The following is a 15774-nucleotide window of genomic DNA, read 5'->3' as shown; positions in this document are numbered from 1 at the left end:
TCCATGAGACGTCGCCTTGTTCTCGTCGGAGCGTTGGCCGCGGTCCTCGCCGCCGGCACCGCGTGCGGCGGTACCAGCGACGACAGCACCGACGCCGCAGGCGCGAGCGCCGAGAAGCTGGTGATCTACACCGCCCGTGACAAGAAGGTCGCCGACTACGTCGTCGAGCAGTTCACCGGGAAGTTCCCCGAGTACAAGGGGAAGGTCGAGGTGCTCAACCTCGGCGCCCAGGAGATCCTGGAGCGGGTCCGGGCCGAGAAGGCCAACCCGCAGGCCAGCGTCTGGTGGGGTGGCACCCAGCAGGGGCTCTCCGCCGGGGCCGGTGAGGACCTGCTGCACGGCTGGCAGCCGGCCTTCGCCAGCAAGATGGACGCCAAGTACCGGGACCCCCAGGGCCGCTGGTTCGGCGAGATCCTGCTGCCCGAGGTCATCATGTACAACAACAAGGCGCTCACCCCGGAGCAGGCGCCGAAGGACTGGGACGAGCTGCTCGACCCGAAGTGGAAGGACAAGATCATCATCCGGGACGTGGCCGCGTCCGGCACCATGCGGTCGATCTACGCCTCGATGATCCAGCGCCAGTCCCCGGACGGCAGCAACCCGCAGCCCGGCTACGACTGGCTGCGCAAGCTCGACGCCAACACCGGCACCTACGCGGCCAACCCGACCGACCTCTACCTGAAGATGTCGCGTCAGCAGGGCGTGCTCAGCGCCTGGAACCTCCAGGACATCCTGCTCCAGGCCAACCAGTCGAACATGCCGTTCGGCTACGTGATGCCGGCCTCCGGCGCCCCGGTCCTGGTCGACGGCCTCGCCGCGGTCAAGGGCGGCAACACCGCCGGCGCGCAGAAGTTCATCGAGTTCCTCTTCGACGACCAGCTCCGCGCCACCCTGGCCAAGGACTACTTCCAGATCCCGGCCGTGAAGATCGCCAACGAACCGCAGTGGCTGGCCGACCTCGGCCTGAAGCCGATGGACGTCAACTGGGACGTCATCGCCAAGAACGAGACCGAGTGGATCAACCACTGGAACTCCCAGATCAAGAACAAGGGCTGACGCGGTGGCCGACCGGCTCCGGCCGGTCGGCCCACCGGTGCCGGACCCGTGCGGTCCGGCACCGGCGCCCGGTTCGCCGACCCTCCGGTCCGGCACCGGCGCACCGGGTCGGAGGCCGGCTGCCGGCCACCCTCCGACCCGCAACCGTCCAGGCCCGGCACGGATAGAGGAGAGGGCATCATGATCGATGTCACGTTGGAGTCGGTGAGCAAGCGCTTCGCGCGTACCGGCGACACCGCAGCGGTCGACGACGTCGACATCACCATCGGCGCCGGGGAGTTCTTCACCCTGCTGGGCCCGAGCGGCTGTGGCAAGACCACCACCCTGCGGATGGTGGCGGGGTTCTACTTCCCCACGTCCGGCCGGATCCGTTTCGGCTCCGAGGACGTCACCCGCCGGCCGCCGAACAAGCGGGACACCGGCATGGTGTTCCAGAACTACGCCCTCTTCCCGCACATGAGCGTCGCGCAGAACGTCGCGTACGGACTGAAGATCCGCAAGGTACGCCGGGACGAGAGCCGGCGCCGGGTCGCCGAGGCCCTGGAGCAGGTGCACCTCGACGGGTACGGCAACCGGCGGATCGACGAACTCTCCGGCGGCCAGCAGCAGCGCGTGGCGCTGGCCCGGGCCCTGGTCATCCGGCCGCGTACCCTGCTGCTCGACGAGCCGCTGTCCAACCTCGACGCCAAGCTGCGCGAGGAGACCCGGGTGGAGATCCGCCGGATCCAGCGGGAGGCCGGCATCACCTCCATCTACGTCACGCACGACCAGGCCGAGGCGATGGCGATGTCCGACCGGATCGCGGTGATGGAATCCGGCCGGGTCCAGCAGATCGGCACCCCGCAGGAGATCTACCACCGGCCGGCGAACACCTTCGTCGCCCGGTTCATCGGCCGCAGCAACGTGCTCACCCTGCCGGTGGTCGGCGCGACCGCCGACACGGTCACCGTGACGCTGCCCGGTGGCGGCCAGACCACCGTCGCGGCCCCGGCCGACCACGGGCTGGCCGTCGGCGGCGCCGCGCTGGTCTCGATCCGGCCCGAGCACATCGGGCTCGGCGTGGCCACCGAACCCGGTGCGCTGTCGGCCCGGGTGACCGAACTGGAGTTCACCGGCATGGCCACCCACCTCACCGTCGACCTCGCGGGGGAGGAGGTCATGGTCGCCGCCGTGGACGTACCGGACGGGCTCACGGTCGGCGACCAGATCGGGCTGCGCCTGCCGGCCCACCGGATGTGGGTGGTGCGGCCGTGACCGTCGCCCCGACCGCCGCCAACCTTCTCCCGGTCACCGCCGACCCCGGCCCGGCCGGTGACCCCGGCCGCCCCCGGTTCACCGACCGGCTGCGCGGGGGTTCCACCTCCGCCTGGTTCCCGTACCTGCTGGTGCTGCCCCTTGTGCTGATCCTCTGGGGCTACGTGGTGCAGCCGATGCTCGCCACCTTCTTCGAGAGCGTCGGCGCCGACGGGGCGGAGAACTACGCAAGCTTCTTCTCCGCTGACGGGGTGGCGCGGGCATCGCTGATGACCTCGCTGATCATCTCGGCCGCCAGCGTGCTGCTCTGCGGGATCGTCGGCGTGGCGATGGCGTTCCTGCTCAAGCGCTTCTCGTTCCCCGGTCGCCGGCTGATCGAGGCGATCATCCTGGTCCCGGCGGCCCTGCCGCCGCTGATCGGGGCGATCTCCTTCCAACTGCTCTACAGCGAGACCGGCATCCTGCCGCGCGGCCTCCAGCAGTTGTTCGGTACGGCCGAGCCGGTCCTGCCGTTCAGCGGCATCGCCGGGGTGCTGGTGGTGCACACCTTCACCATGTACCCGTTCTTCTACCTCTCCGCGTCCGCCGCACTGGCCGGGATGGACCCGTCGGTGGAGGAGGCCGCCTACAACCTCGGCGCCGGCCGGGTCCGGGTCTGGCGCACGGTGCTGCTGCCGATGCTCACCCCGGCCCTGGTCTCCGCCTCGCTGCTGGTCTTCATGACCTCGCTGGCGTCGTACACCGCCCCGCTGCTGTTCGGTGTGGACCAGACGATGACCATGCAGATCTACATCAACCGCACCAACGGCGACCTGCCGATGGCCTCCACGTACGCCTCGGTGCTCGGTGTGGTCTCGGTGCTGTTCCTGCTCGGCATGCGCTGGTACGAGGGGCGGCGCAGCTACCGCTCCCAGTCCAAGGGCGTCGCCGCGCACCGCCGGGAGATCACCAACCCGTTCGGTCGCTGGTTCGCCCTGGGCGGCTCGGTACTTGCCACGGCCGTGCTGCTCGCCCCGGTGGCCACCATCGCGCTGGTCGCCTTCTCCGCCGACGGCTCGTGGACCACCGAGGTGATCCCCAGCCAGTACACCACCGACAACTTCCGGACCATCTTCACCGAGCCGAGGGCGTTCACCCCGATCCTCAACTCGTTGCAGATGAGCCTGATCGCCACCGTCGGCTGCGTGGCGGTCGGCGTGCTGATCGCGTACGCCGTGCGCCGGCTGACCTTCGTCGGACGTGGCCTGCTCGACGTGGCGGTCATGCTGGCCTGGGCGCTGCCCGGCACGGTCGTGGCGATCAACCTGATCTCGGCGTTCAGCACCGGTAACGCGTTCAGCTTCGGTCAGGTGCTGATCGGCACCTTCTGGATCATGCCGCTGGCCTACTTCGTCCGGTTCCTGCCCCTGGTCTTCCGGTCCAGCTCGGCGACCCTGGCCCAGATCGACCCGTCGCTGGAGGAGGCCGCACGTAACCTCGGTGCCTCCTGGTGGCGGGCGTTCGGCACGGTCACCCTGCGGCTGATGCTCCCCGGCGTGCTCGCCGGTGCGCTGCTGGCCTTCGTACACGGGGTGGGGGAATTCGTCGCCTCGGTGCTGATCTACACCGCCAGCACCGCGCCCATCTCCGTGGAGATCAACAACCGGATGTACTCGTTCGAGGTCGGCACCGCCGCCGCGTACGGCATGCTCCAGGTCGTCCTGATCTTCGTGGTGATGGTGGTCTCCGGTCGGCTGGAGACCGGCCGGCGCTCCTCCCGGGAGGCTGCGGCATGGACGAACTGAGCACCGAACAGGTGGCGGCCACGCACTGGCCGGCCGGGGGCGGGCTCGCCCCGGCCACCCGGATCCCCGGCGGTGAGCTGGCGGCGGTGGCCCGCGCGGCGGACTTCGCCGTGCTGCCGGTCGGAGCCGTCGAGTGGCACGGCCCGCACCTGCCGCTCGGCACCGATCTGATCCTGGCCGAGGGCTTCGCCGCCGAGAGCGGTACCGCCGACGGGCCGAAGGGCGTGCTCTTCCCGGCGGTGCCGTACGCGGCCTGCCCCGGGCAGACCCGGCCCTGGCCCGGCACGGTGGCGATCCGCCCGGAGATCGCGGTCGGCTACCTGGCCGACGTGATCGCCGGAATCGTCGCCGCCGGCTTCCCCCGGTTGCTGATCGTCAACGGGCACGACGCCAACATGTCGACCGTCCGGGCCGCCATGGAGTGGGTCTCCGGGCAGCACCGGACCAGCCTGCTGCTGGCCAACTGGTTCCAGTTGGTCACCCCGACGGAGACCACCGGGATCTACGGCGACCTGCCGGCGCGAGGGCACGGCGGGGCGTACGAGACCTCCGGCGTGCTCGGCTTCGACCCCGGCGCGGTACGCCTCGACGCGGTGACCGACCTGCCGCCGAAGCCGAAGCTGCCGGTCGCGCACCCGTACGTGCTGGTCGAGTCCCGACCCGACCCATGGCAGGGCTGGTCCGGGCACATCTCGCTGGCCGACGAGCCAGCCGGTCGGCGGGTCCGCGAGCTGGCCGGTACCCGGCTGCGGGAGATCGTCGACGCCTGGCTGGCCGCGCCACCGCCCGCCGAACCCACCGCCGACCCGCTGCCGGACGACCTCGCGTCGCCCGACCCGCTGCCGGACGACCTTGCGTCGGCCGACCCGCTCCCGGACGACCTCGCGTCGGCCGACCCGCTCCCGGACGGTGGCCCGGGGGAGGCGGCGTGACCGTCGACCGGGGACTGGACATCGTCGACTTCCACCTGCACTTCCAGATCGGTGCCGACGGGACCGTCAAGGCGTGCGAGCACGCCGCCGGCATGCACCCCGGTGGCGAACACGAACGGGCGGTCCGCGCCACCGGCTCCGCCCCCTACGCCGAGCAGTGGCGCCGGGCCTGGGGCTTCGGCGACCCGGAGCCACCGATGGCGGACCGGTTCGCCGAGGCCGACCGGTGGGCGGACGAGCTGCGTACCCACCGGATCCGGCGGGCGGTCTTCGTCACCGGCGGCGGCAACGACGCCCTCGCCGACGTGGTGGACCGGCACCCCGACCTGATGCTCGGCCTGGCCCACCACGACCCGTTCGCCCCGGGCGCCGCCGCCGAGCTGGAGCGGGCCGTGATCGAGCGGGGACTGCGCGGGCTGAAGCTCTTCGCCCCGCTGCTGCGCGGCGGACTCGACGACCCGGCCCTGGACGACGTGTGGGCCACCGCCCAGCGGCTGCGGGTACCGGTGCTCATCCACATCGGGCACTACGGCAGCGCCGGTGGGCTGCCTGCCGGCCGGTACGACCACCCGGACCAGCTCGCCCGGATGGCCCGCCGGTTCCCGGAACTGGCCGTGGTGGTGCCGCACTTCGGGGTTCAGCACGTCAAGGAACTGTTCTTCGCCGCCTGGGGCTGCCCGAACATTCACGTCGACACCTCCGGCTCCAACCAGTGGGTGCGCTGGATGCCGTACCGGCTCACGCTCGACGACCTGTTCCGCCGCTGCTACGAGACCATCGGGCCGCACCGGATCGTCTTCGGTAGCGACTCCTCCTGGTTCCCGCGCGGCTACGTCACCCGTTACCTCGACGACCAGCTCCGCATCTGTCGCGAGCTGGGCATGCCCGATGACCATCTGCGGGCGATCTTCGCCGGCAACGCCGAACGGCTGCTCGGCCTGGAAGGAAGCAACCTGCCATGAGCACACCCGAGCTGACCACCTACCAGCAGCACCACCTGCGTCCGACGTACGACCACCACGTCGGCTACCTGTTCGCACCGATGGTGCGGGCCAGCCAGGCGCATGTGGTGATGCTCACCGAGCAGGGGCTGATCCCCGCCGACCGGGGGGCCCGGCTGTTGCGCGGGCTGCACGAGCTGTGGACCGATGGTGCGTCCGCCCCGGCGTACGACGGCAGCTTCGAGGACGTCTACTACCTGGTGGAGAAGCGGCTGGCGGCAGCCTGCGGCGTACCCACCAGCCAACTCGACGTGCAACTCGCCCGCAGCCGCAACGACCTGGACGCCGGGGTGTTCCGGATGGTGCTGCGCGGGCAGCTCATCGGGGTGCTCGACCGGGTACTGGCCGCCGGGGCGACCGCACTGGAGAAGGCCGACCGGTACGCCGACGTGGTGATCACCGGCTACACCCACCGCCGCCCCGCCCAGCCGACCACCATCGGCCACGCCCTGGCCGGCTACGCCGAGGCGCTGGCCGGTGAGGCGGTCGCCTACGCCGACCTGCTCGACCAGCTCAACGTCTCACCGCTCGGCTCGTGCGCGTTCGCCGGCACGGATCTGGCCATCGACCCGGCCCGGGTCGCCGAGCTGCTCGGCTTCGGCGGGCTGGTGACCAACTCGTACGAGGCGGTCGCCGGGGCCGACCACCTGGTCCGGGTGGGTACCCTCAACGCCCAGTCGCTGGCCACCGGCGCCCGGCTGGCCCGCACCCTGATGGACTGGCTCACCTGGCGGTGGGTGGTCACCCCCGGTGACTTCACCCAGGGCAGCAGCATCATGCCGCAGAAGCGCAACCCGGTGGTGCTGGAACACCTGGTCTCGATGGCGGGTGCCACCGCCGCCGACGCCGCCTCGGTGCTCAACAACGTCGGCGCGGCCTGGTGGGAGGACTCCAACAACGCCACCACCGACGTGCAGGTCCGGCTCTGGGACAGCTGCGACCGGACCGACCGGTTCTTCGCCCTGCTCGGTGGTTTCCTGGCCGAACTGGAGCCGCTGGAACCGCCGTCCGCCGCCGAGATCGTCGCCTCCGGCGCGACCACCACGGCCGCCGCCGACGCGCTCACCCGGCACGGGGTACCGTTCCGGGCCGCCCACTCGGTGGTCGGCCGCCTGGTCCGGGCCGGCGCGCCGGACACCTGGACCGCCGACGGGGTACGGTCGGCCGCCGCCGAGGTCGGCACCGACCCGCTCACCGAGGCCGCGATCGGTGATCTGATCGCCGCCGCGGTCCGGCCGGAACTGGTGCTCGACCGGGCCCAGGTCGACGGCCCCGGCGCCGCCGCGGTCCGGGCCCAGGTGGGCGTGCTGCGCGGCACCTTCGACGCGGTCGCGGACCGGTTGGCCGGGGTACGCCGACGGCTGGCCGCCGCCGACGCCGCGCTCGACGCGGTCGCCGCCGAGCGGGCCGGCCGGTGAGAGGGTTCGGCAGCCCGGTGGAGGTGCGGTTCGACCCCGGTCAGCGGGGCGGGTCACCGACGGACGGTCGGCTGCTCGGCATCGACTTCGGTGGCACCAAGATGGCCGTCGGGGTGGCCGACCTCCAGGGCCGGCTGCTGGCCCGCGAGCGGGTCCCGACGTACGCCGAGAAGGGGGCCGTGCAGGCCCTGGACCGCGCCCTGGAGCTGGCCGCCAAGCTGGTCGGGCAGGTGGGCGGGCCGGTCCTGGCGGCCGGGGTGGCCTCGCCGGGCGTGATCCGCCCGGACGGCATCGACCTGGCGCCGAACGTACCCGGATGGGACCGGTTGCGGCTGGCCGACGCGGTCCGGGACCGGCTCGGCGTGGCAGTGGTGCCGGTCGCCAACGACCTGAACGCCGCCGCCCTCGCCGAGCTGCGCCTCGGCGCGTTGCGCGACGCCGACCCCGGCCTGGTCGTCGGGCTCGGCACCGGGGTCGCGGCGGCGGTCACCGTCGGCGGCCGGGTGATCGCCGGGCGGCACGGCGCGGCCGGTGAGATCGGGTACGCCCCGACCGGCGGTTTCCCCGGCACCATGCTGGAGTCGGTCTTCTCCGGCCGGGCGTTGGACCAGCTCGCCGGGTCACTGGACATCCCGGGTGGGGCGGCCGGACTCGGCGCCCACGCGGCGACCCCCGGCCCGGCGCGGGACGCGCTGCTCGCCCGGGTCGACGAGCTGGCCCGGCACCTGGCGACCTGCTGCCTGCTGCTCGATCCCCGGCGGGTGGTCCTGGTCGGTGGGGTGGCCGGCAGTGACCTGATCCGGGGGCTGCTCGCCGAACGCCTCGCCACGGTACTGCCGCACCCGCCGGAGCTGGTGCTCTCCAGCTTCGCCGACGACGCCGCCCTGCTCGGCGCGGTCACCCTGGCCCGGGAGGCCGTACCGGCCGGATCCTGACCCGATCGGGGGGACCTGCCCCGGCGGGCCGGCCGGGGTTGCGCGGCACCGGAGCGGGACCCCGGTGCCGCGCAACCCCGGATCAGCTCACGGGTGGGTCGGGCGGTGGGCGCGCAGCATCAGTGACACCCCGGGCAGGGACTTCACCGGCAGGTACCGCTCGGCGGTGATGATCGCCCGCAGCCCGAGGTTCACCACGGCGGGCAGGTCGTCCAGGTCACTTCCGGTCGATTTCCGCCGCCGCCAGGCGGCGACCGGGCGGAGCACCACGTTCCAGCTCCACAGCTCGTCGACCACCAGGCCGGCCTTCTCCACCACCGCCCGCAGCGACTCGCGGTCGTACCGGCGGACGTGCCCGACCGCCACGTCGTGCGCCGACCAGAGCCGCATGTCGCACGGCACCGCGATCAGCGCCGTACCGCCCGGCCGGAGCGTCCGGCACATCTCGGCGGTGGCCAGGTGATCTTCGTCGAAGTGTTCGAGGATGTCGAAGGCCACCACCAGGTCGAGACTGTCCGACGGCAGGGGCAGGTTGCGGGCGTCCGCCCGGATCACGTTCAGCCCGCGTTCCCGGGCCACCTGCGCGCCCTCCGGGCTGTACTCCAGAGCCACCGGCCGCCAACCGTGGTCGCGCAGCACCCGGGTGTTGCCGCCGCCGGCCGCGCCGATGTCCAGGGCCCGGCCCGGCTGCTGTCCGCTGGCGGCGAGCCGGCGCAGCGCCCGGGCCAGGAGGGCCCGGCGCTCCCGGTACCACCAGTGGGTGTCCTCCAAGGCGGCGAGCTTGCGGATCTCGGTGGCTTCCACGCGTACTCCTCGCAGGTTCGGCGGTCCCACCCTAGTGGCTCCCGGCTGCCGCACACCGATCGGCCACGGCCGCCGCCGACCGCCTCGGCGTCGGGCGTTACTGCGTACCTGCCACGTACACGCCACGTCCCGGTTGCCCGACGACCAGCTCACGATCGTGCAGAAGAGAGACGGCCCGGTACGCCGTGGCGACGCTGACGCCGTACTTCTCGGCGAGTGCGGTGGTGCTGGGCAGCTTGGTCCCTGACGTGAGTTCGCCGTTCTTGATCTTCGTGGTCAGATCGTCGGCGATCCGTCGGTACTCGGCAGGTGCAGAGGACATGGCGTGATTCCCTTGGTTCGGCCCTGCCATCTGATCACGGGTAAACCTTCGTCAGCAAGTGATGTAGGAGGGTGCGCCGCGTGTCGCTTTGCCAACGTCAGTATGTGACGTAGGTTGCCTCTGGCTAACCCGTTGGTTCGGCAAACCGGTGGCTAGCTCCGTCGGGGCGGCGGGTGATCCCGTCGTCCCGACGACCCCCTCATGTCCGTGACGCTCAATACCCAGGGTGTCGTGTCCAGGCGAAGTGGAACCGCGAGGGCGACTCGATTCCCCGGGTCATCCGGACCGACCGGGGTGTCCCGACATTCTGCACACCGTGTTGACCAAAGCCCGATTTCTCGGCGTCGGGTGTTAAGAAGGGCCCCTTCCTATACCGAAAACGATAAGAAGGGGCCCTTCCTTACAGCTCAGGGCCGCGTGAAGACGAGAGCCACGTTGTGACCGCCGAAGCCGAACGAGTTGTTCAGCGCGGCGGGAATCTCCATGTGGCGTGCCTTGTGGGCGGCTACCTCCAGGTCGAGGCCGTCGTCCGGGTCGTCCAGGTTGATCGTGGGTGGTACGACACCGTCCCGGATGGCCAGGATCGTGGCGATCGACTCCAGTGCGCCGGCCGCGCCGAGCAGGTGCCCGGACATTGACTTGGTCGCGGTCAGCACCGGGTGGTCGCCGAGCGCGGCCCGCAGCGCGATGATCTCCGCCAGGTCGCCCACCGGGGTCGACGTGGCGTGCGCGTTGACGTGGACGATGTCCCGGCGGTCCACCCCGGCGTCGGCGATGGCCCGGCTGATCGCCCGGATCGCACCCTTCCCCTCCGGGTGTGGCTGCACGATGTCGTACCCGTCGGAGGTGAGACCAGCCCCGGCGAGCCGGGCGTAGACCCGGGCCCCCCGGGCGGCGGCGTGGTCGGCCCGCTCCAGCACCAGGATGCCGGCGCCCTCACCGAGGACGAACCCGTCCCGGGCCTTGTCCCACGGACGGGAGGCCAGTTCCGGCTCGTCGTTGCGGGTCGACATGGCCCGCATGGAGGCGAACCCGGCGATCGGCAGCGGGTGGATGACCGCCTCCGTGCCGCCGGCGACCACCACGTCGGCCCGGCCGGCCCGGATCATGTCCAGCCCGAGGGCGACCGCCTCGGCGCCGGTGGCGCAGGCACTGGCCATCGAGTGGACCCCGGCCTGGGCACCGAGTTCCAGACCCACCCAGGCGGCGGGTCCGTTGGGCATCAGCATCGGCACGGTGTGCGGGGAGACCCGGCGCGGCCCGGAGGCCTCCAGGATGTCGTCCTGGTTGAGCAGGGTCGTTGCGCCACCGATACCGGAACCGACGCTGACCGCGAGGCGCTCCGGGTCGAGCCCCGCGTCGGTCAGCCCCGCGTCGGCCCACGCCTGGTGGGCGGCGATCAGCGCGATCGCCTCCGAGCGGTCCAGCCGGCGCAGCTTGACCCGGTCGAGCAGTTCCGCCGGCTCCACGGCCAGCTGGGCGGCGATCCGGACGGGGAGTTGGCCGGCCCACTCCTGGGTGAGCGCACTCACCCCGGAGCGGCCGGCCAGCATGGCGTCCCAGGTCGACGCGACGTCCCCGCCGAGCGGGGTCGTCGCGCCGAGCCCGGTGACGACGACGTCGGTACGACTCATGATCAGGACTGCGCCAGGATGTAGGAGACGGCGTCACCGACGGTCTTGAGGTTCTGCACCTCGTTGTCGGGGATCTTGACGCCGAACTTCTCCTCGGCTGCCACCACGACCTCCACCATGGAGAGCGAGTCGACGTCAAGGTCGTCAGTGAAGGACTTCCCCTCAGCCACGTCCTCCGGGTTCACCCCGGCAACCTCCTCGAGGATCTCGGCGAGGCCGGTGGTGATCTCCTCACGGGTCATTCTGGTTGGTTCCTCTCCAATGGTTGGTTGCTCTGGGCGGCAGGGCCGCCCGGACCGGTCGCGGTGCTCGTGACCGGGGATCAGGGGCAGCGGACGACCTGACCGGCGTAGGTCAGGCCGCCGCCGAAGCCGAAGAGCAGCACCGGTGCGCCCGAGGGCACCTCCCGCCGCTCGACCAGCTTGGACAGGGCCAGCGGCACGCTGGCAGCCGAGGTGTTGCCGGACTCGACGATGTCCTTGGCGATGATCGCCTGGGGGATGCCGAGCCGCTTGGCGATGCCGTCGATGATCCGGGCGTTGGCCTGGTGCGGCACGAACGCGGCCAGCTCCGCGGGGGTCACCCCGGCCCGCTCGCAGGCCTGCAGGGCCAGCGGGGCCAGTTCGGTGGTCGCCCAGCGGAAGACCGACTGGCCCTCCTGCGCGATGTACGGCCGCCAGCCCTCGATGCGTACCGCGTCGCCCTTCTCCGGGGCCGAGCCCCAGACCACCGGGCCGATGCCGGTGGGCTCGCCCTCGGCGGTGGCGCTGACCACCGCGGCGCCCGCACCGTCGGCGAAGATGATGCAGGTCGAGCGGTCGGTCCAGTCGGTGAACTCGGAGAGCTTCTCGGCGCCGATGACGATCGCGTGCCGGGCCGCGCCGGCCCGGATCGCGTGGTCGACGGTGCCCAGCGCGTAGGCGAAGCCGGAGCAGGCGGTGTTCAGGTCGAACGCGGCGGGCGCGGGGATGCCCAGCTTGGCGGCCACCCGGCAGGCCACGTTGGGGCTGCGGTCCACCGAGGTGCAGGTGGCGACCACGACCATGTCGATGTCGGTGGGGGTCAGCCCGGAGTTGGCCAGTGCCTTCCCGGCCGCGACCGTGGCCATGTCGGCCACCGTCTCCGAATCGGCGATCCGCCGGCTGACGATGCCGACCCGGTCCCGGATCCACTCGTCATTGGTTTCCACCAGCTGGGCGATCTCGTCGTTGGTCACCACCCGGGAGGGCTGGTAGTGCCCCAGGGCGACGATCCGACTTCCCAGGCTCATACGTGCTGTCCTCCGATACGGGCGAGTGGCTGGCCCGGGGCAACCGGGTCGTCGTGGTGGGCGAGCCACTCGGTGAGCACCCCGCTGTCGTGCGCGGTCACCTCGACCGCTCCCTGCCGGGTCGTCACCTGGCCGATGACCTGGCCGGACCGGACGTCCCCGCCCTCGGCCAGCTCGGCCGCCGGCGTGAAGGTACCGGCCGACGGGGCCACCACGACCCGGAACGAGATGGTCGGTTCGTGGCTCGGCGCCCCGCCGTGCCGGGCGATCAGGTCCCGGGCTGCCGGCAGGTCGTCCGGCGTGTTCAGGGTAACGATCTCCGGCATACCGTCGCCCTTGAGTTCCCGCTTGACCAGGCCGGCGAGGGTACCGGCCGGCGGCAGCTCGATCACCGCGGTCACCCCCAGGTCGGCGAGGGTACGCATGCACAGGTCCCAGCGCACCGGCGCGGTGACCTGGCGGACCAGCCGCTGTACCACCTCCCGGCCGTGGTTCACGGCCGATCCGTCGAGGTTGGAGAGCAGGATGCGGGTCGGGTCGGCCGGGGTGATACCGGCGGCCACCGCGGCCAGGGCCTGCTCGGCCGGGGCCATGTAGGGGGTGTGGAACGCGCCGGCCACCTTGAGCCGGATCACCCGGGCCTTGGCCGGCGGCTCGGCGGCCAGCTTGTCCAGCGCGTCCACCGGACCGGCGGCGACCATCTGGCCGGCGCCGTTGCGGTTGGCGGCGCTGAGTCCGTGTGCCGCCAGCGCGGCGAGCACCTCGTCGGCGTCACCGCCGAGCACGGCCGCCATGCCGGTGGGCTCGGCGGCGCAGGCCGCCGCCATCTCCCGGCCACGGACCCCGGCGAGGGTGATCGCCGCCTCGGCGGGCAGTACGCCGGCCAGGGCGGCGGCGCCCAGTTCGCCGACGCTGTGTCCGGCGGTGACCGCCACGTCGTACATCGGGAGGTGCTCTGCGGCCAGCAGCGCGGCAGCCACCAGCAGTGGCTGGGTGCGCGCGGTGTCCTTGATCTCCTCCGCGTCGGCCGCGGTACCGAGGTGCACCAGGTCCACCCCGGCCAGCGCCGACCACCAGCGGAGTCGGGCCTCTGCCCCGGGCAGGTCGAGCCACGGGGTCAGGAAGCCGGGTTTCTGGGAACCCTGACCGGGCGAGAGTACGGCGAGCACCTCTAAGACTCTGAGGGATACCGACGGGTCACATGGTAGTGGTGAGTCACCAATCCGTACTAGAACCTTTGTAGGGTTCCTCCAAAAACTCCGGTACCCTAACGCCCTAATCAGGGAAAACCCGGTCTTTGTGCCTCACGTGTTGCTCGGCGCCAGCGGGACCGCCGGGTCGAGTCGGCCGATGGTCAACGCGATCCGGAGGGCGAAGGCATCCCTCGGGGCCAGCGGAGAGAAACCGGTGACGTCCGCGATCCGGCGCAGCCGGTAACGCACCGTGTTGGGATGGACGAAGAGAGCCCGGGCCGCGCTCTCCAGCACACCCCCGGCGGTGAAGAACGCGTCCAGCGTCTCCAACAACTCCCCGCCGGCCCGGACCAGGTTGGCGTAGACGTCCTGCCGCAACCGGCGGCGCGCCTCGGAGTCACCGGCCAGCGCGCGTTCCGGCAGCAGGTCCGCCGCCGGCACCGGGCGTGGCGCGTCCGGCCAGGCCGGGGCGGCCCGGAAGCCGGCCAGCGCGGCCCGCGCCGAGTCGGTCGCCTCGTCCAGGGTCGGTACCGCCGGCCCCACCACCACCGGGCCGGTACCGAACGCCGGCAGCAGCCGCCCCGCCGTGGCCAGCGGGTCGGGCGCACCGCCGAAGACCACCACCAGCCGGTCCCCGTGCACCCCACCGATGATCTCCAGCCGGTGCCGTCGGGCCAGCCGGTGCACCGTGTGCAGCACGGCGGCCACGTCACCGCCCGGCGACCGGCCCACCGCGACCGCCACCGGCGGGGCGTCCGCCCAGCCGAGCGCCGCCGCCCGGCTGGCCAGCACGTCCGGGGAGTCACCGCGCAGCAGTGCATCCACCAGCAGCGCCTGCAACCGGGCGTCCCACGCCCCCCGGGTCTCGGCGGCCCGGGCGTACACCCGGGCGGCAGCGAAAGCGATCTCCCGGGAGAAGCGGAGCACCACCTCGCGCAGCAGCCGCTCCTCACCGGGTGCGGCGAGATGGGGGACCTGTTCCTCGACCACGTCGATGGTCACCTTGATCAGCGCCACCGTGTGCTGGAGGCTGATCGAGCGGGCCAGGGCCCGGGGCGCGGTGGCGAAGACCTCGTCGGACACCTCCTGCGGGCTGTCCGTGACCCCACCGCCGTCGTGCAGCCACTGCACCAGCGACCGGACGCCGGCCTGGGCGACCAGCATGACCCAGGACCGCTGGTCGGCCGGCAGTCCCCGGAACCAGGGCAGGGCCTCGTCCATCCGGGCCACGCTCGCGGTCGCCAGCGCCCCCGCCGCCCGCTCGATCCGCTGCAGCGTGGCCGCCAACTCGCCGCCGTCACCCCCGGTCACCACACCAGCCTGCCACGCGCGGCGGCACGGGCCGCGCCGGGTGTGCCGTGGCCACCAGCCGGGCCGTAGCAGGCGCCGCCCACCGTCGGGTCGGATCAGGGGCGGTAACGGACCGGACGTGCCATCATGCACCGATGGTCGCCCGCCTGCCGCTCGTCGTACCGCTCGTCGCCGGCGCCGCCTTCGTGGTGCTGCTGCTGCTCGTCGCCACCGGCTGGCCACCGCTGGAGCGTGTCGACGCGACGACCAGCGAGGCACTGCGGTCGTACGGCGCCGACCGGTCCGGGTTGATCGCCGTGCTCCGGGTCGCCACCGACATCGCCGCCACCTGGGCGTACCTGCTGACCGGGGTGGTGGTCACCCTGGGTCTGCTGGTCCGCCGGCACCGGCGCCCGGCGCTGTTCTGCGCCGTGGTGACCGCCGTGGTCCCGCTGCTCTGGGGGCTGGCCCACTGGCTGCTGCACCGCCCCCGCCCGGTGGACGGGTTCGTGGTGGTGGACAGCAACGGCTTCCCGAGCGGGCACACCAGCAACGCCGCGGCGGCGGCGCTGGTGGCCGTACTCCTGCTCTGGCCCCGGTTGGGTCCGGCCGGCCGGGCGGTCACCGTGGCGGTTGCGGTCGGCGTCGCGGGGTTCGTCGCGGCGACCCGGTTCATGCTGCTGGCGCACTGGCCGACCGACGTGTTGGGCGGCTGGCTGCTGGCCCTCACCGTGGTCCCGCTGGCCGCCCACGCGGTGACCCGCCGACGTCCCCCCGCTCCGTTACGTTGATCATGAAGTTATTGCCCGTCAGGACGATCGAAAATGCCAATAACTTCATGATCAACGCGGGCGGCGGGGCCGGTGAGATCATGATCGACG

15 protein-coding genes are annotated in these 15774 nt (G+C 72.2%); 8 read left to right on the top strand and 7 right to left on the bottom strand.

The genetic code is table 11. The annotated features are described in order from the left end of the window. Positions 1–3: 3 nt before the first annotated feature. The 7 genes from V6U90_RS01340 (at position 4) to V6U90_RS01310 (ending at position 8380) form a co-directional block, all read left to right on the top strand. Positions 4–1056, top strand: a complete 1053-nt coding sequence (locus V6U90_RS01340) for an extracellular solute-binding protein (RefSeq protein WP_334430668.1) — start codon at positions 4–6, stop codon at positions 1054–1056. Positions 1057–1236: 180 nt separating this feature from the next. After that, complete coding sequence (locus tag V6U90_RS01335; RefSeq protein WP_334430667.1) at positions 1237–2310, top strand: ABC transporter ATP-binding protein; 1074 nt, start codon at positions 1237–1239, stop codon at positions 2308–2310. After that, positions 2307–4094 carry an ABC transporter permease gene (locus V6U90_RS01330; RefSeq protein ID WP_334430666.1) on the top strand — a complete coding sequence of 596 codons (1788 nt, stop codon included), beginning with the start codon at positions 2307–2309 and terminating at the stop codon, positions 4092–4094. Before V6U90_RS01335 ends, V6U90_RS01330 begins: the two co-directional genes overlap by 4 nt. Next, a complete protein-coding gene (locus tag V6U90_RS01325) occupies positions 4082–5026 on the top strand; it encodes a creatininase family protein (protein WP_334430665.1) in 945 nt (314 codons plus the stop codon). The genes V6U90_RS01330 and V6U90_RS01325 overlap by 13 nt, the downstream gene beginning before the upstream one ends. Next, positions 5023–5988 carry an amidohydrolase family protein gene (locus V6U90_RS01320; RefSeq protein ID WP_334430664.1) on the top strand — a complete coding sequence of 322 codons (966 nt, stop codon included), beginning with the start codon at positions 5023–5025 and terminating at the stop codon, positions 5986–5988. Before V6U90_RS01325 ends, V6U90_RS01320 begins: the two co-directional genes overlap by 4 nt. Then, a complete protein-coding gene (locus V6U90_RS01315; RefSeq protein WP_334430663.1) occupies positions 5985–7445 on the top strand; it encodes an argininosuccinate lyase in 1461 nt (486 codons plus the stop codon). The genes V6U90_RS01320 and V6U90_RS01315 overlap by 4 nt, the downstream gene beginning before the upstream one ends. 17 nt (positions 7446–7462) lie before the next feature. After that, positions 7463–8380 (top strand): ROK family protein, encoded by a 918-nt coding sequence (locus V6U90_RS01310; RefSeq protein ID WP_334430662.1) that lies wholly within the window; start codon positions 7463–7465, stop codon positions 8378–8380. A gap of 87 nt (positions 8381–8467) precedes the next feature. Here the strand turns inward: V6U90_RS01310 and V6U90_RS01305 are convergent, their stop codons facing one another. From V6U90_RS01305 to V6U90_RS01275, 7 genes are all read right to left on the bottom strand, one after another. Then, complete coding sequence (locus V6U90_RS01305) at positions 8468–9184, bottom strand: class I SAM-dependent methyltransferase (protein ID WP_334430661.1); 717 nt, start codon at positions 9182–9184, stop codon at positions 8468–8470. Between the two features lie 97 nt (positions 9185–9281). Next, entirely contained in the window at positions 9282–9506 is a 225-nt protein-coding gene (locus V6U90_RS01300) for a winged helix-turn-helix domain-containing protein (RefSeq protein ID WP_334430660.1), read from the bottom strand. 407 nt (positions 9507–9913) lie between these two features. Then, positions 9914–11140: a beta-ketoacyl-ACP synthase II gene (gene fabF, locus V6U90_RS01295; protein WP_334430659.1), complete on the bottom strand. Its 1227-nt coding sequence runs from the start codon at positions 11138–11140 to the stop codon at positions 9914–9916. A gap of 2 nt (positions 11141–11142) precedes the next feature. Next, positions 11143–11382 (bottom strand): acyl carrier protein, encoded by a 240-nt coding sequence (locus V6U90_RS01290; protein ID WP_208812821.1) that lies wholly within the window; start codon positions 11380–11382, stop codon positions 11143–11145. Positions 11383–11462: 80 nt separating this feature from the next. Next, positions 11463–12410, bottom strand: a complete 948-nt coding sequence (locus V6U90_RS01285; RefSeq protein ID WP_334430658.1) for a beta-ketoacyl-ACP synthase III — start codon at positions 12408–12410, stop codon at positions 11463–11465. Further along, entirely contained in the window at positions 12407–13579 is a 1173-nt protein-coding gene (locus V6U90_RS01280; protein ID WP_334430657.1) for an acyltransferase domain-containing protein, read from the bottom strand. The genes V6U90_RS01285 and V6U90_RS01280 overlap by 4 nt, the downstream gene beginning before the upstream one ends. Positions 13580–13714: 135 nt before the next feature. Beyond that, entirely contained in the window at positions 13715–15046 is a 1332-nt protein-coding gene (locus V6U90_RS01275) for a PucR family transcriptional regulator (protein ID WP_442933496.1), read from the bottom strand. Between the two features lie 2 nt (positions 15047–15048). On the opposite strand from V6U90_RS01275, the gene V6U90_RS01270 reads away from it, so the two are divergent. Then, entirely contained in the window at positions 15049–15684 is a 636-nt protein-coding gene (locus V6U90_RS01270; RefSeq protein ID WP_334430655.1) for a phosphatase PAP2 family protein, read from the top strand. The last annotated feature ends 90 nt before the right edge of the window (positions 15685–15774 follow it).

This window comes from Micromonospora sp. CPCC 206060 (assembly GCF_036906895.1).
GTDB lineage: Bacteria > Actinomycetota > Actinomycetes > Mycobacteriales > Micromonosporaceae > Micromonospora.
The sequence above is the reverse complement of the archived record's forward strand: the minus strand, read 5'-3'. Positions and strand labels throughout refer to the sequence as shown.